At 72.6% G+C, this 20,687-nt stretch carries 14 protein-coding genes and 1 pseudogene; 5 read left to right on the top strand and 10 right to left on the bottom strand.

Features of this window, described 5'->3' with window-relative positions; all coding sequences use genetic code 11:
* Window positions 1-51 precede the first annotated feature (51 nt).
* Window positions 52-1,218: an NADP-dependent malic enzyme gene (locus tag LZF96_RS22085; RefSeq protein WP_233875855.1), complete on the bottom strand. Its 1,167-nt coding sequence runs from the start codon at window positions 1,216-1,218 to the stop codon at window positions 52-54.
* Window positions 1,219-1,935: 717 nt separating this feature from the next.
* Here LZF96_RS22085 and LZF96_RS22080 point away from each other — a divergent pair.
* The 3 genes from LZF96_RS22080 (at window position 1,936) to LZF96_RS22070 (ending at window position 4,861) form a co-directional block, all read left to right on the top strand.
* Window positions 1,936-2,880: an ABC transporter substrate-binding protein gene (locus LZF96_RS22080; RefSeq protein ID WP_233875776.1), complete on the top strand. Its 945-nt coding sequence runs from the start codon at window positions 1,936-1,938 to the stop codon at window positions 2,878-2,880.
* A 281-nt stretch (window positions 2,881-3,161) separates the two neighbouring features.
* Window positions 3,162-4,049, top strand: coding sequence for an amino acid ABC transporter permease (locus tag LZF96_RS22075; RefSeq protein ID WP_233875853.1), 888 nt, complete (start codon window positions 3,162-3,164; stop codon window positions 4,047-4,049).
* Between the two features lie 59 nt (window positions 4,050-4,108).
* Window positions 4,109-4,861 carry an amino acid ABC transporter ATP-binding protein gene (locus LZF96_RS22070; protein WP_233875851.1) on the top strand — a complete coding sequence of 251 codons (753 nt, stop codon included), beginning with the start codon at window positions 4,109-4,111 and terminating at the stop codon, window positions 4,859-4,861.
* Window positions 4,862-4,987: 126 nt separating this feature from the next.
* On the opposite strand, the gene LZF96_RS22065 is transcribed toward LZF96_RS22070, so the two are convergent.
* Entirely contained in the window at window positions 4,988-5,536 is a 549-nt protein-coding gene (locus LZF96_RS22065; protein ID WP_233875774.1) for a GNAT family N-acetyltransferase, read from the bottom strand.
* A 219-nt stretch (window positions 5,537-5,755) separates the two neighbouring features.
* On the opposite strand from LZF96_RS22065, the gene LZF96_RS22060 reads away from it, so the two are divergent.
* Entirely contained in the window at window positions 5,756-6,718 is a 963-nt protein-coding gene (locus tag LZF96_RS22060) for a zinc-binding dehydrogenase (RefSeq protein WP_233875772.1), read from the top strand.
* A 193-nt stretch (window positions 6,719-6,911) separates the two neighbouring features.
* Window positions 6,912-9,785: a hypothetical protein gene (locus LZF96_RS22055; RefSeq protein ID WP_233875770.1), complete on the top strand. Its 2,874-nt coding sequence runs from the start codon at window positions 6,912-6,914 to the stop codon at window positions 9,783-9,785.
* 273 nt (window positions 9,786-10,058) lie between these two features.
* Here the strand turns inward: LZF96_RS22055 and LZF96_RS22050 are convergent, their stop codons facing one another.
* The 8 genes and pseudogenes from LZF96_RS22050 to LZF96_RS22015 form a co-directional block, all read right to left on the bottom strand.
* A complete protein-coding gene (locus tag LZF96_RS22050) occupies window positions 10,059-11,285 on the bottom strand; it encodes a PadR family transcriptional regulator (protein WP_233875768.1) in 1,227 nt (408 codons plus the stop codon).
* A gap of 1 nt (window position 11,286) precedes the next feature.
* Complete coding sequence (locus tag LZF96_RS22045) at window positions 11,287-12,186, bottom strand: DUF4097 domain-containing protein (RefSeq protein ID WP_233875766.1); 900 nt, start codon at window positions 12,184-12,186, stop codon at window positions 11,287-11,289.
* 243 nt (window positions 12,187-12,429) lie between these two features.
* A complete protein-coding gene (locus tag LZF96_RS22040) occupies window positions 12,430-12,609 on the bottom strand; it encodes a DUF6104 family protein (protein ID WP_233875764.1) in 180 nt (59 codons plus the stop codon).
* Between the two features lie 203 nt (window positions 12,610-12,812).
* Window positions 12,813-16,670, bottom strand: coding sequence for a multifunctional oxoglutarate decarboxylase/oxoglutarate dehydrogenase thiamine pyrophosphate-binding subunit/dihydrolipoyllysine-residue succinyltransferase subunit (locus tag LZF96_RS22035; protein ID WP_233875762.1), 3,858 nt, complete (start codon window positions 16,668-16,670; stop codon window positions 12,813-12,815).
* Window positions 16,671-17,148: 478 nt separating this feature from the next.
* Window positions 17,149-18,213, bottom strand: a complete 1,065-nt coding sequence (locus tag LZF96_RS22030) for an ATP-binding protein (RefSeq protein ID WP_374203306.1) — start codon at window positions 18,211-18,213, stop codon at window positions 17,149-17,151.
* Window positions 18,214-18,809: 596 nt separating this feature from the next.
* Window positions 18,810-19,613: a response regulator transcription factor gene (locus LZF96_RS22025; protein ID WP_233875759.1), complete on the bottom strand. Its 804-nt coding sequence runs from the start codon at window positions 19,611-19,613 to the stop codon at window positions 18,810-18,812.
* On the bottom strand, window positions 19,610-20,500 hold the full coding sequence (locus LZF96_RS22020; RefSeq protein WP_233875757.1) for a spermidine synthase: 891 nt from the start codon (window positions 20,498-20,500) through the stop codon (window positions 19,610-19,612). The genes LZF96_RS22025 and LZF96_RS22020 overlap by 4 nt, the downstream gene beginning before the upstream one ends.
* A pseudogene (locus LZF96_RS22015) lies at window positions 20,497-20,687 on the bottom strand (hypothetical protein); the annotation flags it as partial. The pseudogene LZF96_RS22015 and the gene LZF96_RS22020, both read right to left, overlap by 4 nt.

Raw genomic sequence — 20,687 nt, 5'->3', positions numbered from 1 at the left:
CCCACCGGTCGGTACCCCACCGCCACCCGCTGCCGGGGCGGCGCGTCCGGCTCAGCGCCGGGCGACCCCCTCGGCGCGCGCCGCCGCCGCGACGGCCGCCGCGACCGCCGGCGCCACCCGCTCGTCGAACGGCGAGGGAATCACCCGCTGCGGGGTCAGCTCGTCGGCGACCACCGCCGCCAGGGCCTCGGCCGCCGCCAGCTTCATCCCCTCGGTGATCCGCGCCGCCCGCACCTGAAGGGCGCCGGCGAAGATGCCGGGGAAGGCGAGCACGTTGTTGATCTGGTTCGGGAAGTCGCTGCGCCCGGTGGCGACGACCGCCGCGTGCCGGGCGGCCACCGTCGGGTGGATCTCCGGGTCCGGGTTGGCCATCGCGAAGACGAACGCGCCCGGTGCCATCCGCGCCACCGCCGACTCCGGGACGGTGCCGCCGCTGACGCCGATGAAGACGTCGGCCCCGGCCATGGCGTCCTCCAGCGAGCCGGTCAACCCGGCGCGGTTGGTCAGCCCGGCGATCTCCCGCTTGACGTCGGTGAGGTCCGTCCGGTCACCGGAGACCACGCCGCGGCGGTCGCACAGCGCGACGTCACCGATGCCGGCACCCAGCAGGATCTTCGCGATCGCCACCCCGGCCGCGCCGGCGCCGGAGATGACCACCCGCAGCTCGTCGAGGCCGCGTCCGGTCAGCCGGGCGGCGTTGCGCAGCGCGGCGAGGGTCACCACGGCGGTGCCGTGCTGGTCGTCATGGAAGACGGGGATGTCCAGGCGTTCCTGGAGCCTGCGCTCGATCTCGAAACAGCGCGGCGCGGCGATGTCCTCGAGGTTGACGCCGCCGAAGGAGGGGGCCATCCGGACCACCGTCTCCACGATCTCGTCGGTGTCACGGCAGTCCAGCGCGATCGGGATGGCGTCCACCCCGGCGAACTGCTTGAAGAGGATGGCCTTGCCCTCCATGACCGGCATGGAGGCGGTGGGGCCGATGTCCCCCAGGCCGAGGACGGCGCTGCCGTCGGTGACCACGGCGACGACCTGCGAGGTCCAGGTGTAGTCGTGGGCGAGTTCCGGCCGCTCGGCGATGGCGGCGCAGACCTTGGCGACCCCCGGCGTGTAGGCCAGGGACAGATCGTCGGCGTCGCGCACCGGGACGGTGGCGCGGACGGCCATCTTGCCGCCGCGGTGCAGGGCGAACGCCGGGTCCAGCCCGGCGGCGGCGCCCAGCCGCTCCGGATCGGCGTCGGTATGGACGGGGGAGGGATTCCGATGAGGGTTCGTCGTGGAGTTGACGGTCTCCGATGCCACTGTTCTGACCCCTTTATCACATGGCTGGTCGAGGGTGACCGCTCCCTGGTGGGGGAGCGGGCGGGTACCACGTCCGCCGCCCGTTCGGCGGTTGGGCCGCCGTCGGGGAGGTGCTGCGAACGCCGGACGCGCCGCACGCACGTCCCGGGTCCCCGGGTGAGGGGTGTAACAGACCGTTCTACCGGATCACCCGGAGCCGGGACGAGTGGGTTGTCACGGTGCCGAGCGAAACGCCGGGTGAATCGAGCCGGTGCGCGCCCTCCCGACCACACCCCCCGCGCCGCCCGCACCCGGTACCACCTGTGAGGACGGAGCGGCGAGGGATGGTGGACGGCGGGCCGAAATGCGGTCGTGATCCTCGTCTCATCACGCGGGTCGGGTGCTCCGGTGGCCGGGGTGCCGGGCCCCGGTCGGCGGCCCGCCGTCGATCCGACCGGGTGAACCACGCCGGCCGAAAGCGTCCGTTATGCGGTCGTGACGCAGCGGTGAACGCACGTCATCCCTCCGGATGGCAGGATTCGGCCCATTGGCAAAAAGTCGCGACACTCGAAGACGTGTGCCCGGCTTCCCGTGGAAACCCCCTCCACACCCGCCCTCGTCACACTCCCCCGCACCATCCCGCAGGAGGACACCGCGATGACCCCCTCTTCCCCTCGTCCGTCCCTCCGCCGCCGTTCCCGGCTCCTCGCCACGAGCGCGCTGGTCACGGCCGGTGTGCTGGTGCTCGGCGCCTGTGGCTCCGACGACGACGGCGGCGATGGTGACACCGGCGCCGGCGCCGTGAACACCGACGCGCCCCTGTACGACCAGCTGCCGGAGGACATCCGGGAAGCCGGGAAGATCACCGTCGGCTCGGACATCGCCTACGCCCCCATCGAGTACTACGACGAGAACAACGAGGTCACCGGCATCGATCCGGCCATCGCCGGAGCCATGGCCGAGCAACTCGGTGTTCCGATGGAGTTCGTCAACGGCACCTTCGACGGCCTGGTCCTGGGCATGAACTCCGGCCGCTACGACGTGATCATGTCGGCGATGACCGACACCCGCGAGCGGCAGGAGGGCCTGAGCGAGGACGCCGAGGGCGGCGCCGACTTCGTCAACTACTTCGAGGCCGGGTCCGCGCTGTTGGTCTCCGCCGACAACCCCGCGGGCATCGGGACCCTCGACGACCTGTGCGGTCTGACCGTCGCCTCCCAGCGAGGCACCTCCAACGAGGCCCTGGTCGAGCGGCAGCAGGAGAGCTGTGACGAGCCCATCGAGATGCTCGTCAACGACACCGACGACGAGTCGATCACCCAGCTCCAGAGCGGTCGTGCCCAGGTCGTGGTGACCGACTTCCCCGTCGCCCTCTACAACGCGACCACCGCTCGCGACGGTGAGCTGTTCGAGGTGGTCGGTGAGCAGATCGACGCCGCCCCCTACGGCATCGCCGTCCCCAAGGACAACGCCGAGCTGCGGGACGCCCTGCAACAGGCCCTCCAGGCGATCATCGACGACGGCACCTACCAGGAGGTGCTCGAGGAGTGGGACGCCGAGACGGGCGCCATCGACTCGGCCACCGTCAACGCCGGCGAATGACCTCTCCACCCGGCGGCCGGTCGTGAACCACGGCCGGCCGCCGGGCCCCGGAGATCCGCGGCCCCGTGTCACCCGCGGCGTGCCCGCCCCCGGCTTCCGGCCCATCGGCCCGGAGCCGCACCACCCCACCCGACGGCAGTGAAGGCGTAGAACCCGTGCCCGACGACGTCCCGCCCCCCGGGGAACCCGGCCCGGGGGGCCGGAAAGCCGCCCCGTCCGCCTCCGCCGAGCAGGTCGGCGCGACCGCCGCCCCGCCCCCCGGCGACGGCCCACCGCCCGAGATGATCAAGGCGATCCCGGTCCGTCACTACGGACGCTGGGTCGGCGCGGCCGTCGTCATGGGCCTGCTGGCCCTGCTCGTCCTCGCCTTCGCCAACGCCGACGTCAGCTGGACCGTGGTCGGGGACTACCTCACCCACGAGACCATCCTCGCCGGCGCCTGGAACACCCTCCAGATCACCATCTACGCGATGCTGCTCGGTGTCGTCCTGGGCACCGTCCTGGCGATCATGCGGCTCTCCTCGAACCCGGTGCTCTCCGGCGTGGCCTGGGGCTACATCTGGTTCTTCCGCGGCACGCCCGTGCTGGTCCAGCTCTTCCTCTGGTACAACCTGGCGCTGATCTTCCCCGTGGTGAACCTCGGCTTCTGGTCCGAGGACATGAACACGGTGATGACGCCCTTCCTGGCCGCGCTGCTGGGCCTGGGACTCAACGAGGCCGCCTACATGGCGGAGATCAGCCGCGCCGGCATCCAGTCCGTGGACCGGGGCCAGACCGAGGCGGCCCACGCCCTGGGCATGTCACCGCCCCGCACCATGCGGCGGATCGTGCTCCCGCAGGCGATGCGGGTGATCATCCCGCCGACCGGCAACGAGTTCATCAACATGCTCAAGACCTCCTCGCTGGCCTACGCCATCCAGTACCAGGAGCTGTTCCTCGCCGGCCGGAACATCTCCTCGCGGACCCTGGCCGTGATGGAGATGCTGATCGTCGTCTCCATCGTCTACCTGCTGCTCACCACCGTGTTCAGCGTCGGCCAGTACTACCTGGAGCGGCACTTCGCCCGGGGCACCGACAACGCTCCCCGCCCCGAGGGCCCGCTGACACGCCTGCGCGCCCAGCTCACCGCGTTCCGGGTCCGCAGCACCGTCGGGAGGGAGAGGGTATGAGCGACACGACGGGCACCGGGGCGGCCCCCGCCCCCCTCGGCACGGGGGGCCCCGGCCCGATGGTCCGGGCCGAGCGGGTCCACAAGTCCTTCGGCCTGGTCGAGGTGCTGCGCGGCATCGACCTGGAGGTCCGCAACGGAGAGGTCTTCTGCCTGGTCGGCCCCTCCGGCTCGGGCAAGTCCACCTTCCTGCGCTGCATCAACCACCTGGAGAAGATCAACGCCGGCCGGCTGTGGGTGGACGGCGACCTGGTGGGCTACCGCCAGAAGGGCGACAAGCTCTACGAGATGCGCGAGCGCGAGGTGGCCCGGCGGCGCCGGGACATCGGCATGGTCTTCCAGCGCTTCAACCTCTTCCCCCACATGACGGCGCTGGAGAACGTCATGGAGGCCCCCGTCCAGGTCAAGGGGAAGTCCAGGAAGGCGGCCCGCGAGCAGGCCGAGCGGCTGCTGGAGCGGGTCGGCCTGGCGGACCGGATGCGCAACTACCCGGCGCAGCTCTCCGGCGGCCAGCAGCAGCGGGTGGCGATCGCCCGCGCCCTGGCGATGGAGCCCAAGCTCATGCTCTTCGACGAGCCGACCTCCGCCCTCGACCCCGAACTGGTCGGTGAGGTGCTCGACGTCATGCGGCAGCTCGCCGAGGAGGGCATGACCATGATCGTGGTCACCCACGAGATGGGCTTCGCCCGCGAGGTCGGCGACTCGCTGGTCTTCATGGACGCCGGCATGGTGGTCGAGGCCGGCAGCCCCCGGGAGGTACTGACCAACCCCCAACACGAACGCACCCGGGCCTTCCTCTCCAAGGTGCTCTGAGCGGGCACGGTCCGGGCCGGCACGAGCCGGGCGGCGCGCTCCGGACCGGCCCCGTCCGACCCGGGCCCGGGCGCCCCACCCGATACGGGGTGGGGCGACCGGGCCCGGGTCGGTTCCGGGGAACCCTCAGCGGTCCATGCGCAGGCTCCACGCCTCCAGCGGGCCCGCGTCCCCGCGCGGCATCAGCAGACCGGTCTTCTCCCACCCCCACACCCCGAAGGTGGCCCGGGCGTCGGCGTCACCCGGATCCAGCAGCGCCACCGCCACCGGCGTGCCCACCCGTGACAACAGCTGGTCCAGCAGCCGGCCGCCGACCCCCCGCCGCCGGTGTTCCGGGCGCACCATCAACTCCGCGACCAGGAACAACTTCCGGGAGCTGGTCAGCTCGGCCAACTCCTCCAACTCGTGCGGCACCGTCGAGAAGCGGTCCAGCCAACTGCCGTGCCGGTCGATCCGAAAGCCGTAGGCACAGCCGACCAACGCCGGGTCGCTCGCGATGACCATGTCGAACTCCGGCTGTTGGATGTGGTCGGCGAAGCGCTCCAGGAAGTCCTCGCGCTCCCGCTGAATCGCCTCCGGCTGATCCCGGTAGGCGTTCTCGTGCAGGTCCGCCAGCGCCGCGCGCTGATCCTCCGCCTGCCACCGGCTCAGGCGCCGCAGGAAGACCTCACCCATCGTTCACTCCTTCCGCCCCACCCCCGTCTGCGGCGGTGCGCCGGCAGCACGTCGGGGAACCTTCCCATTCTCCCGCTTCGAGGGCGCCGACGGGAAGTGCGACGCGACCGCCGTGCCGCCCCCGGTCCTTCCCGAAGCCGTCCCGGCGCGTCGGTGATGTGGATCGCTTACGGCACGTCCCCCTGGCCGCTCCTCCCGGCCGCGGTTAGCTTGGGGATCATGTTTGCCGTTTATGCCGCGCGATTCGACCCCGGGAACCCCCTCGACGCCCTCGAACTGGGCGAACGACCGGAACCGGAGGCCCCGCCCCAGTGGACCACCATCGATGTCCGGGCCGCCTCCCTCAACCACCACGACCTGTGGACCCTGCGCGGTGTCGGCCTGTCCGAGGAATCGCTGCCCATGATCCTGGGCTGTGACGCGGCGGGTACCGACGCCGACGGCAACGAGGTCGTCGTCTATCCGGTGATCGGGGCCACCGGTCACGGTGTGGGCCCCCGCGAACAACCCACCATCCTCACGGAGAAGTACCAGGGCACCTTCGCCCGGCGCGTGGCGGTCCCGCAGTGGAACGTGTTGCCCAAGCCCGCCGAACTGTCATTCGAGGAGGCGGCCTGTCTCTCCACGGCCTGGCTGACCGCCTACCGGATGCTGTTCACCAACGCCGGCGTGCGGCCCGGTGACAGTGTGCTCGTGCAGGGGGCGGGCGGCGGCGTGGCCACCGCCGCGATCGTGCTGGGCGCGGCGGCCGGCCTCCGGGTCTTCGCCACCAGTCGGGACGAGGCCAAGCGTCGGCGCGCCGAGGAGCTCGGCGCGGAACTCGCGGTCGAGCCGGGCGCCCGTCTGCCGCGCCGGGTGGACGCGGTCATCGAGACCGTCGGCGCCGCCACCTGGTCCCACTCCGTCAAGAGCCTGCGGCGCGGCGGCACCATGGTCATCTCGGGTGCCACCTCCGGCCCCAACCCGCCCTCGGTGGAACTGCAACGCGTCTTCTTCCTGGAGCTGAAGGTGGTCGGTTCCACCATGGGGACCAAGGAGGAACTGGCCGGCCTGCTGAACTTCTGCGCGACCAGGGGGGTGCGGCCGGTCATCGACTCGGTGATGCCGCTCGAGCGGGCCCGTGAGGGCTTCGCGCGGATGGCCTCCGGCGACCTCTTCGGCAAGGTCGTCTTCACCCTCTGACGGTGAACCCCCACCCGGCGGGTCGGGTCGCCACCCCGGGATGGCGCCCCGACCCGCCGGGATCCGTTCGGCACGGGTCCACCACCGGGCCCGGTACGGACTTCGACACCGGTTCGATACGTGGTGTCACCATACGGTAACGGAAGAGGCCGATGGGGGGTGGGCGGCCGTTTCTCCGGGTGATGCTTCCCCCATGGAGTCGTCACGGCAGGAGAAGCCCTTACCCGCCTGGCCCGGGGCGGACGAGCTGATCAGGGCCCTGGACGGGGTGATCAACGATCCGACGCGCGGTCCCGCCGTGCTGCTCGCGGTCGAAAAGGCCTCCCGGGGGGCGGCCGGTGCCGCCTTCCTGGAGGGACTGCGTGAGCGTTGCGCGGGAGAGGGGACACACCTCGCCCCGTGCGCGCTCGTCCACCTCTCCCCGCCGATCTCCGACACGGGGTCGGAGCCGTTCTCCGCGGGCGAGGGGGAGCCGGTGGCGACCATCGCCTACGAGCTGCGCACCGGAATGCCGCCGAACACCGGTCGGCTGCGCCTGCCCACTCTCGACCTCCTCCTGGACACGGTGCGGGCCGAGGAACTGCGTGGGATCCCCCGCGACCGGGGCCGTGAACTGCGCCGTGTGCTCTACCAGCACCCCCGACGGCGGCGTGACGCCGGCTTTCCCGACGTGCTCAGGGGGGAGGCGGAGGCCGCCGGCGGAACCCTCCCCGCCCGGGCGCTGCGGCTGGTGGTGCGGGCGTGGACCGCCGGCGTGGGCGAGTGGTGGTTCGGGGTCCGGGTCAACCGACGGCTCTTCGGCGACGGAGGATGGTTCAAGGGTTGGGTCAAGGGGCGCGGGGGTTCGGACTCCGACTTCTTCGAGGCCGCCCAGCGCCTCGCGCCGGGGGCGCCCGCTCCCTTCGACCGTGATCAGGCGCTGTTGTGGGCCCTCCTCGACGACCTGAACACGGCGCTGCGGCGTCGTTTCCTCTTCCCGGCCCGCTCCCGGCGCCCCCGCTTCGTCCTGCTGCTCGACGCCGTGGCGAAGGAGGCCGACGGCCCGGTGGCCGATCGGACATGGAAGTTTCTCGGCACCCTGCGCGAGGCGATGCGCGCCCTCGGCACCCGGGGCGTGGTGGTCGTGGCACACCTTCCACCGGAGGTTCGGCGCGGAGCGGGCCTTCCGGAACCCCTTCCGCCGGAGCAGGCGTCCCGGGCGCTCACCCCCACCGGCCGGACGGACGCCCCGCCCGGTGGTCCGCCGATCGAGGTCGTGATCCGGGCGCCGGAACCCGACACCCCCACCGCCCATAACGTCAAAACCTTCCTGGACAACCACCCCAAGCTTCCCCCTCGGTCCGGCCCCCGCCACGGACCGCGCACCTCCCTCCTGCTGCGGGTCGGCGCGCTTCTCGCGGCCCCGGCGCTGCTGATCGGTGGATGGGTGGTGGCCGACCTGCGGGACGACGGGGGCGGCCCCTGTCCCGAGGGGCAGTGGGAGACCGCCGGTGGTCTCAGCTGTGTCGGCCTGAGCGACGGCACCGAACCCTTCCGGGGGGTCTCCGACGAGTTCGGCCCACTGATCGGGCTCATCGCGGAGAACAACGCCCGGGCCGAGGAGCACGGCGAACGCGGCTGGCAGGTGCGCACGGTCGTGCACCTGGCGCCGTACACGGCGGCCCTGCCAGGCCCCGGTGTGGTGCAGGACAGCACCCTGGCGGAGCTGCACGGGATCGCGCTGGCCCAGCGCGTGTTGCTGGAGGAGGTGGGCCGGGACGCGGCCCGCGACCGGGTCGCGCTGCGGGTCCTGCTCGCCAACGCCGGTCCCCGGTTCTCCGAGGGGGCCCGGGTCGCGGGCACGATCCTGGAGGAGGTGGACGCCGAGGGGATCATCGGCGTCACGGGCCTCGGACAGAGCCGGGAGGACACCTACCGCACGATGGAGGTGTTGGACGCCGCGGGCCTGCCGATGATCGGCACGACCGCGACCGCCGACGGCATGTTGGAACGCGGTGCCCGGCAGTACTTCCAGTTGGCCCCGACCAACGACCGGCAGGCCCGGGTCGCGATCTCCTTCCTGGCGAACACCCCTTTGCTGCCCGTTCCGGAGACCGGAACGGATCCGGGGACCGGCGACGGCGACGGCGACGGCGACGACACCGGCGAAGGTGTCGGTCCCGGGACGGACGGGGACCCCGCCGCGGACGAGCCCGTCACCGTCCCGGCGGACGCGGCGGTGATCGTCTACGACGAACTGGACATCTACAGCGAGAACCTGGCCGCCGCCTTCCGCGACCACTTCCACGCGGAGATCGGGGACCGGACCACCGACGTGCGGTACCGGCCGCGGGAGGGCGTGCACGGGGAGGCCGAGGGCGCCTACTCGCCGGACGCGCTCCGTTCACTGGGCGAGGTCGCCGAACACGTCTGTCGTCACATGGCCCCGAATCGCTCCACGGTCGTCCTATGGGCCGGTCGTGAGGGTGACCTGGTCGGCTTCCTCGACGATTTCAGCCGGGTGGAGGGCTGCGACTCGCGGTTGACCGTCCTGGGCGGGGACGCGGTGGCCAACGCCCTGGTGGGGGAGGTGAACCCGGTGATCAAGCACAGGGGCCTGACCCTCTACTACCTGGTGCACGCCATTCCAGGGACGGACCCGCGCACGGAACGGGCCCGACTGTTCAACCGAACCCTGGACACCTGGACCGAGGAACAACGGCGCCGGGGCGCCGCCCCGGCCCCGGCCACGGCGGAGGTACTGGAGTCCGGGGGAGCCTCGCTGGGGTGGGACGCGATGGACATCCTGGCCACCGCCGCCGGCATCGCCCACCGCACCGAGGGGCGGACCGGGGAGTTCGACCGCTCGGCGGTCTCCACCGTGCTCAACACGGGGAACGTGAACATCCAGGGTGCCACCGGACTGTTGACCTTCCGCGACCGGCGGGTGCCGGCGGAGAAGCCGGTGTACGTGGTCCGAGCGGGTGAGGAGGGCACGGAGATCGTGCTCAGTTGCGGACGGTTCTCCGCCGGTGTCGAGGACACCGTGTGGGGTCCGGACGAGGTGCCCTGCCCCCGGGACGACTGAGAATCCGGGGGTGGGGCACGGAGGCGGACCCGCCCGGCCATCGGCCGGTCGGGGACGGAGCCCGCCCCCGTGGTCCCGGCGAACCCGACACCGGCCGCCCGACACCGGGGGTGCGGTCTCGGGCGGCCGGTGTCGGGGCCCCGGTAGAGAAACGTCCCGGGCCCCCGGCATCCGCACCCCCGGGGAGGGGCCCCTGCGAAGCGGGCCTCCCCGGGGTCCGGGACCGGGCCCCGGGGAGGCCCGGGCGGGGACGCCCCGGCCCCCCCCGGGGCGTCAGCGCGACCGCTGGTGGGCCTCCGGGTCGCGCAGCAGCGCGCCCAGGTGCGCCGAGGTCTCCGAGAGCAGCCGCCGGGCCTCGCGCAGCTGACCGGGGGAGACGCCGTGATCGCGCCCGGCGTCCCGCACCTCGTCGCGCAGGTCGTCCAGCAGCCCCCGCAGCTCCCGCAACCGCTCGGCGGCGGCCTCCGGGGTGTCGGGTTCCTCCTCGGCACCGGTGTCGTCACCCGCCCGGTGCCCCTCGTGATCGTCGCCGGTGGCGCGGCCGCTCGGGTCGTTCGCCCCCGGGGCGTCGGTGCCCCGGCGCTCCTGCTCGTACGCCGGCTCCTCCGCCTCCTCGGCGGTTCGGTCCGCCGGCCAACCCGGCCAGGGCATCGTGTAACCGCCGGCCCGGCTCCAGGCGCCGAACTCGCGCCCCAGGCCCTCCAGGCCCTCGCGGACGGCGCTCTGCCAGTCACCGCCGACGGCGTGCCGCTGGACCCGCTCCTGGATGCGGCGCGCGGCCTCCTCCCAGTGCTCGCGGGCCTCGCGACCGGCCTCCTCGTACCGGGCCCGCCACTCCGTGCCCCCGCCGGTGTCGGGACCCGGGGTGTGGTCGTCCGTGCGGTTCCCCGCCCGGTCGGCGGGGCCGCGATCGTCATCCGGCCTGCCCTCACCCCGCCGACCGGGGTCGGCGGTGGGCTCTTCCGGGTTTCCGCCGAAGGGGCCACCCGGGCCGAAGGGGCCACCCGGGCCGAACGGGCCGCCCTCGCCGAAGGGCCCACCGGCGCCCCGGCGATCGGGGCCGCCCTTGCGGAAGCGAGCCGACCCGGCGGCACCACCGACGCCCGCTTCCCGCCGGGCGCGGTCGGCGGCCCGGCGCATCTCCTCGCGCAGGGTCCGCGCGGAGCCGTGCACGTCCTCCCGGAGGTCACCGGCCAAGGCGGCGAGGGAGTCGTGGATCTCCCGCTCCAGGCGGGTCAGCTCCTGCTCCCGCGCGGCGAGCTCGGCCCGCCCCTCCGGGGTGAGGGAGTAGACCTTTCGCCCGCCCTCGGTGGTGTGGGTGACCAGACCCTCCGCCTCGAGCTTGGCGAGTCGGGGGTAGACGGTGCCGGCCGAGGGCGCGTACAACCCCTGGAAGCGCTGTTCCAGCAGACGGATCACCTCGTAGCCGTGACGCGGGGATTCGGCGAGCAGCTTGAGCAGGTACAGCCGCAGGCGGCCGTGACCGAAGACGGGGGGCATGTCAGACGTCCTTCCGCAGGGTGCCGGCGGTTTCGGTCTCCTCGGGGCCGGCGGGCCGACGGAGCAGGGTGATCGCCCCGGAGACGGTGGACAGGCGCACCGAACCGGCGCCCGCGCCGAGGGTGCCGGTCAGGCGGCGCGACCCCCACTGGTTCTCGGCGGTGAGCGCCTCGAACTCGCTGGAGAGGGAGCCGGCGGCGGTGTGCGCGCCGACGACGGCGCCCGGCTGATCGGGGAGGCGGACGGCCAGCTCACCGGAGACGCTCTGCAGCCGGACCTCGCGCGGACCGGGAACGGGGGCCAGGTCGAGCAGCACCCCGCCGGCGACGGAGTCGGCGCGGACCGACGCCCCCTCGTGGCCGACCAGGGTGAGGTCCCCGGAGACCGTGGTGAAGCGCAGGTCGCCGGTGAGCGACTCGGCCTCCAGGGAGCCGGAGACGGTCTCGGCCCGCACGGCCCCGGCGAGGCCGATCAGGGTGACGTCCCCGCTCACGCTGCGCACGCAGGTGTCCCCGGCGAGGCCGGAGATCACGGCGGGGGCGCCGACCACGCCGATGTTCAGCCGGGCGGTCGCGGGCACCGAGAGCGAGACCACCGCGCGGCGCTCGGGAACGCCGCGATCGAAGAAGCGGAGGAATCCCTGCCAGGGCACGTCGTCGTAGCCGATGACCAGTCGGGTGCCCTCGCGGGTCACCCGCAGGGGCGCGCCCCGCACCTCGGAGATCTCCAGCGCCGCGCCGGAGGAGCCCGGCACACCATCGGCGCCCCCGGCGCCGACGATGTTGACCGCGCCGTTGACCAGCCGGAGCTGGACCTCCTCGACGGGTCCGTCGAGATCGAATGTGGCGGGCTCCTCGACCAACCGGCCGTTCGCCCACTCCTCACCGGTGTCGCCGGTCATGGATCCTCCCGCACGCTGGACAGCCCTGACGATGGGGGTGACGCGGCAGCGCCACCCCCAATCACGATATATCGCGTGTCGGGTTTGTCAAGCTATCGGGTATCGCGTTGTGCGGGATGGGCGCGCGAGTGGTGCCGCACGCCCCGGCTCGGGGCCGGGCGGTTCCGAGCCGTTCGGACCACCGCGCCGAGCCGGCGGCCGGCTCGTGGGCCATCCGGTCCAACCGGGCCATCCGGGCCGGGACTACTCGTCGTCCTCGTCGTCCAGGCGCGCCAGCCACGTGGCCAACCGCTCCATGGGCACCTCGAAGTCGGGGTTCAGATCCACGAAGACCCGCAGTTGCTCCGCCAGCCAACCCAGGGTGACCTCCTCGTCGCCCCGACGCCCCTCCAGCTCCTCGATCCCTCGATCGGTGAAGTACACGGTGTGCTCCCGCTCCGCTCGCTTCCCTCAGCCGCTGTTCGCCGCTGTTCCTCTTCCGGCCCGTGTCCCGTACCCACGGGCTTCCCCGCCCCGCCCACGGCGATGGGCCGGACCCCTGATCGCGGGGTCCGGCCCATCGCCGTGGCGTCACCGGTGCCGGGGCGCGGGCCGGTCGTACACCGCACCGCGCCTCCGACCGTCGGTCAGATGTCGAAGACCTCGTTGACCAACGCCCGCTGCTCCGCCTGGTGCCGCTTGGCCGAGCCCACCGCCGGGGAGGAGGAGGACGGCCGGGACACCCGGCGCAGCCGGTCCGCGTTCGGCACCGGGTCCGAGCCGATGATCAGGTCCAGGTGGTCCACCAGGTTGAGCGCGATGAACGGCCACGCGCCCTGGTTGGCGGGTTCCTCCTGGGCCCAGATGAACTTCTCCGCGCCCCGGTAGCGACCCATCTCGGTCCGGATCTCCTCGCTGGGCAGCGGGTACAGCCGCTCCAGCCGGATCAGGGCCGTGTCGGTCGCGCCGCGCTTCTCCCGCTCGGCGGCGAGGTCGTAGTAGACCTTGCCGGAGCAGAAGACCACCTTGTTGACGCCCGCCGGGTCCACGGTGTCGTCACCGATGACCGGACGGAAACCGCCGGTGGTGAACTCCTCCGCCGTCGAGGTCGCCGCCTTCAGCCGCAGCAGCGACTTCGGGGTGAAGACGATCAGCGGCTTGTGGTGCGGGTTGTGGACCTGCCAGCGCAGCAGGTGGAAGTAGTTCGACGGCAGGGTCGGCACCGCGACGGTCATGCTGTCCTGCGCGCACAGCTGCAGGAACCGCTCGATGCGGGCCGAGGAGTGGTCCGGACCCTGCCCCTCGTAGCCGTGCGGCAGCAGCAGCGTGACCCCGGAGGTCTGCCCCCACTTCTGCTCGGCGGAGGAGATGAACTCGTCCATGGTGATCTGCGCGCCGTTGACGAAGTCGCCGAACTGGGCCTCCCACATCACCAGCGCCTCGGGACGGGCCAGCGAGTAGCCGTACTCGAAGCCCATCGCCGCGTACTCGCTCAGCAGCGAGTCATAGACGTTGAACCGCGACTGGTCCTCGGAGAGGTACAGCAGCGGGGTGTACTCGTCGCCGTTCTTCTGGTCGATGAGCACCGAGTGCCGCTGGGCGAAGGTGCCGCGCCGCGAGTCCTGGCCGGCCAGCCGCACCGGCGTGCCCTCCAGAAGCAGCGAACCGATCGCCAGCGCCTCGCCCATCGCCCAGTCGATCGTGCCGTCACCGATCATCGCCGCGCGCCGCTGGAGCTGCGGCAGCAGGCGCGGGTGCACGGTGATCCGGTCGGGGATGTTGACCTGCGACTCGGCGATCCGCTTGAGCACGTCCTGGCTGACGCCGGTCTCCACGGTGACCGGGAAGGCCGGACGCGGGGCGGGCATCTCGGCGTTGCCCGGCGCGTCGGTGGCCTCGCGGACCTCCTTGAAGACCTTCTCCAGCTGCTGCTGGAAGTCCTGGAGGGCCTGCTCGGCCTCCTCGACGGTGATGTCGCCGCGACCGATCAGCGACTCGGTGTAGAGCTTGCGCACCGAGCGCTTCTTGTCGATCAGGTTGTACATCAGCGGCTGGGTGAAGGCCGGGTTGTCGCCCTCGTTGTGGCCGCGACGGCGGTAGCAGACGAGGTCGATGACGACGTCCTTGTTGAACGCCTGCCGGTACTCGAAGGCCAGCCGGCCCACCCGGCACACCGCCTCCGGGTCGTCGCCGTTGACGTGGAAGATCGGTGCCTCGATCATCCGCGCCACGTCGGTGCAGTACATCGAGGACCGCGAGGAGTCCGGCGGGGCGGTGTAGCCGACCTGGTTGTTGATGACGATGTGCACGGTGCCGCCGGTGCGGTAGCCGCGCAGCTGCGACATGTTCAGGGTCTCGGCGACCACGCCCTGCCCGGCGAACGCGGCGTCGCCGTGCAGCAGGATCGGCAGCACGGTGAAGTCCGAGCCGCCCTTGCCGATGATGTCCTGCCTGGCCCGGGCCACGCCCTCGACCACCGGGTTGACCGCCTCCAGGTGGGAGGGGTTGGCGGCGAGGGTGACCTTGACGTTCTCGCCGCCCAGGCCGGTGAAGGTGCCCTCGGTGCCCAGGTGGTACTTCACGTCACCGGAGCCGTGCATCGACTTCGGGTCGAGGTTGCCCTCGAACTCGCGGAAGATCTGTGCGTAGGACTTGCCGACCACGTTGGCCAGCACGTTCAGCCGGCCGCGGTGGGCCATGCCGATGACGGCCTCGTCCAGGGACGCGCCGGCGGCCTCGTCGAGGATCGAGTCCAGCAGCGGGATGACGGACTCGCCGCCCTCCAGGGAGAACCGCTTCTGGCCGACGTACTTCGTCTGCAGGAAGGTCTCGAACGCCTCCGAGGCGTTGAGCCGGCGCAGGATCCGCAGCTGCTCCTCGCGCTCCGGCGCGGTGTGCGGGCGCTCCACCCGGTCCTGGATCCACTTGCGTTCGCTCGGGTCCTGGATGTGCATGTACTCGATGCCGGTGGTGCGGCAGTACGAGTCGCGCAGCACGCCGAGGATGTCGCGGAGCTTGAGCATCGCCTTGCCGGCGAAACCGCCGACCGCGAACTCCCGCTCCAGGTCCCACAGGGTGAGCCCGTGCTCCTTGATGTCCAGGTCGGGGTGGCGGCGCTGCTTGTACTCCAGCGGGTCGGTGTCGGCCATCAGGTGGCCGCGCACGCGGTAGGAGTGGATCAGGTCGAAGACCCGCGCCGCCTTGGTGACCTCGTCGTCGTGGCTGACATCGATGTCCCGGTGCCAGCGGACCGGCTCGTAGGGGATGCGCAGGGCCTCGAAGATGCTGTCGTAGAACTCGTTCTCGCCCAGCAGGAGGTTGCTCATCACCCGCAGGAACTCACCGGACGCGGCGCCCTGGATGACCCGGTGGTCGTAGGTGCTGGTCAGCGTCATCACCTTGGAGACGCCCAGGCGGTTGAGGGTGTCCTGGGAGGTGCCCTGGAACTCCGCCGGGTACTCCATGGCGCCGACACCGACGATGACCGACTGGCCCGGCATCAGACGCGGCACCGAGTGGACGGTGCCGATACCGCCGGGGTTGGTCAGGGAGGCGGTGACGCCGCTGAAGTCGTCCATCGTCAACTTGTTGGCGCGGGCGCGCCGAACGATGTCCTCGTAGGCCTGCCAGAACTCGAAGAAGGTGAGGGTCTCGGCCTTCTTGATGGCGGCCACCACGAGCTGCCGGTCGCCGTTCGGCTTGACCAGGTCGATGGCCAGGCCCAGGTTCACGTGCTCGGGCTTGACCAGGGTGGGCTTGCCGTCCCGCTCCGCGTAGGAGTGGTTCATGGCCGGCATGGCCTTGAGCGCCTGCACCATGGCGTAGCCGATGAGGTGGGTGAAGGAGACCTTCCCGCCCCGGGCGCGCTTGAGGTGGTTGTTGATGACGATGCGGTTGTCGAACAGCAGCTTCACCGGCACCGCGCGCACGGAGGTCGCGGTCGGCAGCTCCAGCGAGGCGTTCATGTTCCGCACCACGGCGGCGGAGGGGCCGCGCAGGACGCTGTACTCCGGGCCCCCGCCGGCGTCCCGGTCCTTCTTCCCGCCGGCGGGCGCGTCCCGGGGGGTGCGGGCGGCCGGGGCCTTCGGGGAGGTCTCCTCGCGCGAGGGGGTCTCCTTCTTCGGGGCGGTCTTCGCGGGCGCCTTCGCCGGCGCCGCGGACTCGGCGGCGGAGGCGGCGGCCGCGGGGGCCTTCGCCTCCGTTTCGGCGGTCTTCGGGGCGGCACCGCCGCCGGCCGGCTCCTCGGTCACCGCGGGTGACGGCGCGTCGGTGCCCGACGGGGTCTTGGCGTCGGGGCGCTCCTCACCCTTCCCGTTGCCCGAACCGGGACGGTAGTCGGCGAAGAAGTCCCACCAGGCCCGGTCCACGGAGTTGGGGTCCTGGAGGTACTGCTGGTAGATCTCGTCCACCAGCCATTCGTTGGCGCCGAACCCGGCCGCGGGGCCGTTTCCTGATCCGGCCTGGTCGGTGGAGACACTTGACGTGTTCGGGGACTGTGGCGACACGGCGGCAACCGCCCTCTTCCGCTTCGCAAGGTGATGGGACAGCGGGAATCAAGGCTACGCCTTCCGGCTGCCCGGGCGCAGTCCCAACGGCCCAGTCGTCGCGTACATCACACTCGCAGGTGGTGCCTGCCGTGTTTTGACCCGGGAAACGACGGGAAAGAAGCAGGGTTTGGTCGCATCCGGATCGCTTTCGGGAAGGACCGGGCGCGACTGCGACAGGGCGTCGGCGCAGCCTTATCCGCACGGAGGGTGACCCGATGGGGTCTCCTGTTCGACCCTTACCCGATGGCACCCGGTGTACGCGCACCGATCACCGGGCCGGCCCGCGGGTGGCCGGTCGGCGACGAACCGGTGCCGCCGGCGGGCCCGCCACACCGCCGGCGGGCCGTTGGGAACGACCGGGATCGGCGGGGCGACGGCGCCCCCGGCAACCCGGGGACACCGGGCGGGTCGGACCGTCCTCCGCCGCGACCCTATGTCACCCCGCGGCGCCGTGATCACCCGGGAGGGTGACGCGGATGCGGCAACCCCGCTCCGACTCCGCCACCCCGATCGTGCCCCCGTGCAGGTCCACCGCCCAGCGGGCGATCGCCAGCCCCAGGCCGGTGCCGCCGTCGCGCGCCGGACCGCCCGGTCCCGAGCCGCGCCCGAACCGCTCGAAGACCATCTCCCGCTGCTCGCAGGGGATGCCCGGCCCCTCGTCGAGCACCTCCAGTTCCAGTCCGCCGCGCTGCCGACCCGGTCGCGCCCGCACCGTCACCGTGCCGCCCTGCGGGCTGTGCTTGATCGCGTTGTCCACCAGATTGGCCACCACCCGCTCCAGTCGCTCCGGATCGGCGTGCGCGACCAGTCCTCCCCGGCCGTCCCCGTGCTCCGCGCCCGAGGGGCCGACATCCAACTCCAGTCCCACGTCCGGGCGCGCGTGACCACGACCGAAGGCCACGTCGGCGTCCCGCAGCAGGTCGCCCAGGTAGCGCTCGATGTCCAGTGCCCGGGGGCGCAGCGCGACCACGCCGTTCTCCAGTCGGGAGAGGTCCAGCAACTGCTCCACCATGCGACCCAGCCGCTCGGTCTGCCGCAGCGCGCCGGCCATCGTCTCGCGGTCGGGCTCGCAGACCCCGTCCACCACGTTCTCCAGCACCGCCCGCAGACCGGCGATGGGGGTGCGCAACTCGTGCGAGACGTTGGCGACCAGGTCACGACGCTGCTGGTCCTCGGCCTGGAGGTCGGCGGCCATCCGGTTGAAGGCACGGGCCAGCTCGCCCAACTCGTCGCGCCGGCGCACCCGGACACGCCGACCGTACTCGCCCCTGGCCATCGCCCGCGCGGCCGCGGTCACCTCGCTGATCGGCGCCGCCAGCCCCTGCGCCACGAACTGCGTGATCAACAGGGAGGAGATGACGGCGATGACCGCGATGATCCGCAACTCCAGGGAGGAGCGGTGCGCCAAAAGGATCAGCACAGTGGTGATGGTGACCGAGGAGATCACCAGCCAGCCGAGGGCGGCCTTCACCGAGCGCAGCGGGTCCACCGGGCGCAGCACGGCCCACAGCCGGCGCGCGGGGGAGCGCCGGGGTGCCCCACGGGCGGGTCGCCGTTTCCCGGAGCCGGCTTCCCGGTCGGAGCCGGCTTCCCGGTCGGGACCCGCCCCGGCCGGAAGGCCGGCGGGGAGTGGGGGAGCGGGCCGGTCGGGTGGTGACGGGGCCCCGGGGCCGGCGAGACCCGTGCCGGTCTTCCCCGGGGTGTCGTTTCCGGAAGGGCGGGGGACACCGGTGCCGCCCGGGCCGGTCTCCGTCGCCGTGGCGGGAGCGTTCCCGGGCCCCTCGCCGGCGATCGCCGGTTCCCCGGCCCGTTCGGAGTCGGGCGCGCCGGCGCCCTCCCGCCCGTCCGGTTGGCGGTCCCGCCGGGGTGTCTCCGGACACCGGTACCCCGGGTGGTACCGGCCCCGGAACCCCCGCGGGTCCCGGCTCCGTCGGACCGTCGGACGGACCGGGGCCCGGTGGGCCGGCGAGGATTTCGGGCGCCCCGTGTCGTTGCAGGGGCACCCGTGGTGGTGTGATCGGGACCCGGTCCCCCGGGCCGGTGCCGCGGGCGGCCCCGCCTCGCCCCGGCCGACGCGGACGCCCCCCGGTCACCCGGTCAGCTCCCCTCGGAGAGGGCGCCGGTCTCCAGCGCGTAGCCGACCCCGTGCACCGTGCGGATGCGTTCCGCGCCGATCTTCCGACGCAGGGCCTTCACATGGCTGTCCACGGTGCGGGTACCGGAGGCGTCCGCCCAGTCCCACACGTCGGCGAGCAACTGCTCGCGGGTGAGCACCGCGCGGGGTGTGCGCGCCAGGCACAGCAACAGGTCGAACTCGGTGGGGGTGAGGTGCACGTCCTTGCCGCCGGCCCGCACCCGGCGCTGGGTGCGGTCGATCTCCAGGTCGCCGAGCTGCACGCTGCCCGGTCGCGGCGTCGCGGCCACGGCGGTGGCCCGCTCCACCCGACGCAGCAGGGCGTGGGTGCGGGCGACCAGTTCGCGCAGCGAGAACGGCTTGGTCATGTAGTCGTCGGCGCCCACTCCCAGGCCCACGAGCATGTCCGTCTCGTCGTCGCGGGCGGTGAGCATGAGTACCGGCACCGGCCGCTGGGCCTGCACGCGGCGGCAGACCTCCAGGCCGTCGTAACCGGGCAGCATCACGTCCAGGACCAGCAGGTCCGGTTGGAACGCGGCGGCGGTCTCCACCGCGGCCGGTCCGTCCGCGGCGGTCTGTGCGACGAAGCCCTCCGCGCGCATCCGCGCGGCTATCGCGTCGAGGATGGTGGGGTCATCCTCTACCACCAACACCCGGCGTTGGGCGCCGGGGGTGGTGGCCGGGCCGGTGACATGGCCCGGCCGGTCCGCCGGCGACGGCGGTGGTTCACCGTTCGTCGGGTGGGTGGTGGTGTCCGTCTCGTTCATGGTGGTCCCGCCCCAGGGAGGTGTCCGGAGCCAGCCGGCTGGTGCTGGCTTTCCTTGACTGTTGGGAGCAGCGTAGATCCCCGGTGGGGCCGGGGCCACGCCGCTCGGGCCGCGAGGTGCACCACGTCCGGGACACCCCGGGCGACCGGCACCTCCACGGTGCGCACCGCGTCGAACCCCGCTGCGCACAGGGCCGCTTCGAAATCCGCGGACGGCTGTGCCGACCATACGGCAAGCACACCGCCGGGGGTGAGTCGGTCGTGGCACTCGGACAGGCCGCGTGGTGAGTACAACCGGGAGTTGTCCGGACTCACCGTCCAATCGGGCCCGTTGTCGATGTCCAGGCACATCGCGTCCCAGGGGGCGCCCGGGGCGCGCAGATGCGCCATCAGATCCGCGTGCACCAACGAGGTGCGGCGATCGGCCCGGGCCCGTTCGGTGAACCGCCCCAGGGGCCCGTCGCGATGCCACTCCAACACCGCCGCCTCGCGCTCGACGACGGTGATCGAACCCCACAGCGGATCCGCGGCGGCCTCGTCCAACGAGAAGCCCACCCCCAGACCACCGATGAGCAGGGCCGGAGCCGCCTCCGCCGGCGGCGTTCCGGGCGGAGCACCGGGGCGGGCCCCCTCTCCGCGCCTCCCGACGAGCAGGTCACGGGCGGCGCGCACCAGCAGGCGCTCGGAACGTCCGTCGGAGGTATCCATCAGGAAGCAGCCGTTGGCGATCACCTGGAGCAACTCGCCGTGTCGGCGCAGGACGATCTCACCGAGGGCTCCGACCCGGCGGTCCAGCACCTCCGGCCCCGGGTCAGGGGCGGGTGACCGGGGGGTCCCGGTGTCGGCGGCGCGCGCGGCGGTGGGCGGCTCGACCGGCAAGCGGTTCATGGCCGCACACCGTACTCCCGACGGTCGGCCGGCGCTCGGGTTTTCGGCCGGTTGACGGGATCGGCGGCGGCGGTCGGGAAGCCGTCCGGCGCGTTGCGCAAACCCTCCAGGAACGCCACCCGCTCGGCGGCGACCCGTTCGCGCGCCCGGGCCCGGCAGGTCTCCAACCGGGCGTCGTGCACCGGCC

This window comes from Streptomyces sp. ST2-7A (genome assembly GCF_021390475.1).
In the GTDB taxonomy this organism is placed as follows: domain Bacteria; phylum Actinomycetota; class Actinomycetes; order Streptomycetales; family Streptomycetaceae; genus Streptomyces.
Note: the sequence above shows the minus strand (reverse complement) of the source record. Positions and strands in the feature narration are given on the sequence as shown.

Excerpts from the sequence above, each read along its gene's own strand:
- LZF96_RS22080 (WP_233875776.1), top strand. The coding sequence starts at position 1,936 with ATGACCCCCTCTTCCCCTCGTCCGTCCCTCCGCCGCCGTTCCCGGCTC.
- LZF96_RS22075 (WP_233875853.1), top strand. The coding sequence starts at position 3,162 with ATGATCAAGGCGATCCCGGTCCGTCACTACGGACGCTGGGTCGGCGCG.
- LZF96_RS22070 (WP_233875851.1), top strand. The coding sequence starts at position 4,109 with ATGGTCCGGGCCGAGCGGGTCCACAAGTCCTTCGGCCTGGTCGAGGTG.
- LZF96_RS22065 (WP_233875774.1), bottom strand. The coding sequence starts at position 5,536 with ATGGGTGAGGTCTTCCTGCGGCGCCTGAGCCGGTGGCAGGCGGAGGAT.
- LZF96_RS22060 (WP_233875772.1), top strand. The coding sequence starts at position 5,756 with ATGTTTGCCGTTTATGCCGCGCGATTCGACCCCGGGAACCCCCTCGAC.
- LZF96_RS22055 (WP_233875770.1), top strand. The coding sequence starts at position 6,912 with ATGGAGTCGTCACGGCAGGAGAAGCCCTTACCCGCCTGGCCCGGGGCG.
- LZF96_RS22050 (WP_233875768.1), bottom strand. The coding sequence starts at position 11,285 with ATGCCCCCCGTCTTCGGTCACGGCCGCCTGCGGCTGTACCTGCTCAAG.
- LZF96_RS22045 (WP_233875766.1), bottom strand. The coding sequence starts at position 12,186 with ATGACCGGCGACACCGGTGAGGAGTGGGCGAACGGCCGGTTGGTCGAG.
- LZF96_RS22025 (WP_233875759.1), bottom strand. The coding sequence starts at position 19,613 with ATGAACGAGACGGACACCACCACCCACCCGACGAACGGTGAACCACCG.
- LZF96_RS22020 (WP_233875757.1), bottom strand. The coding sequence starts at position 20,500 with ATGAACCGCTTGCCGGTCGAGCCGCCCACCGCCGCGCGCGCCGCCGAC.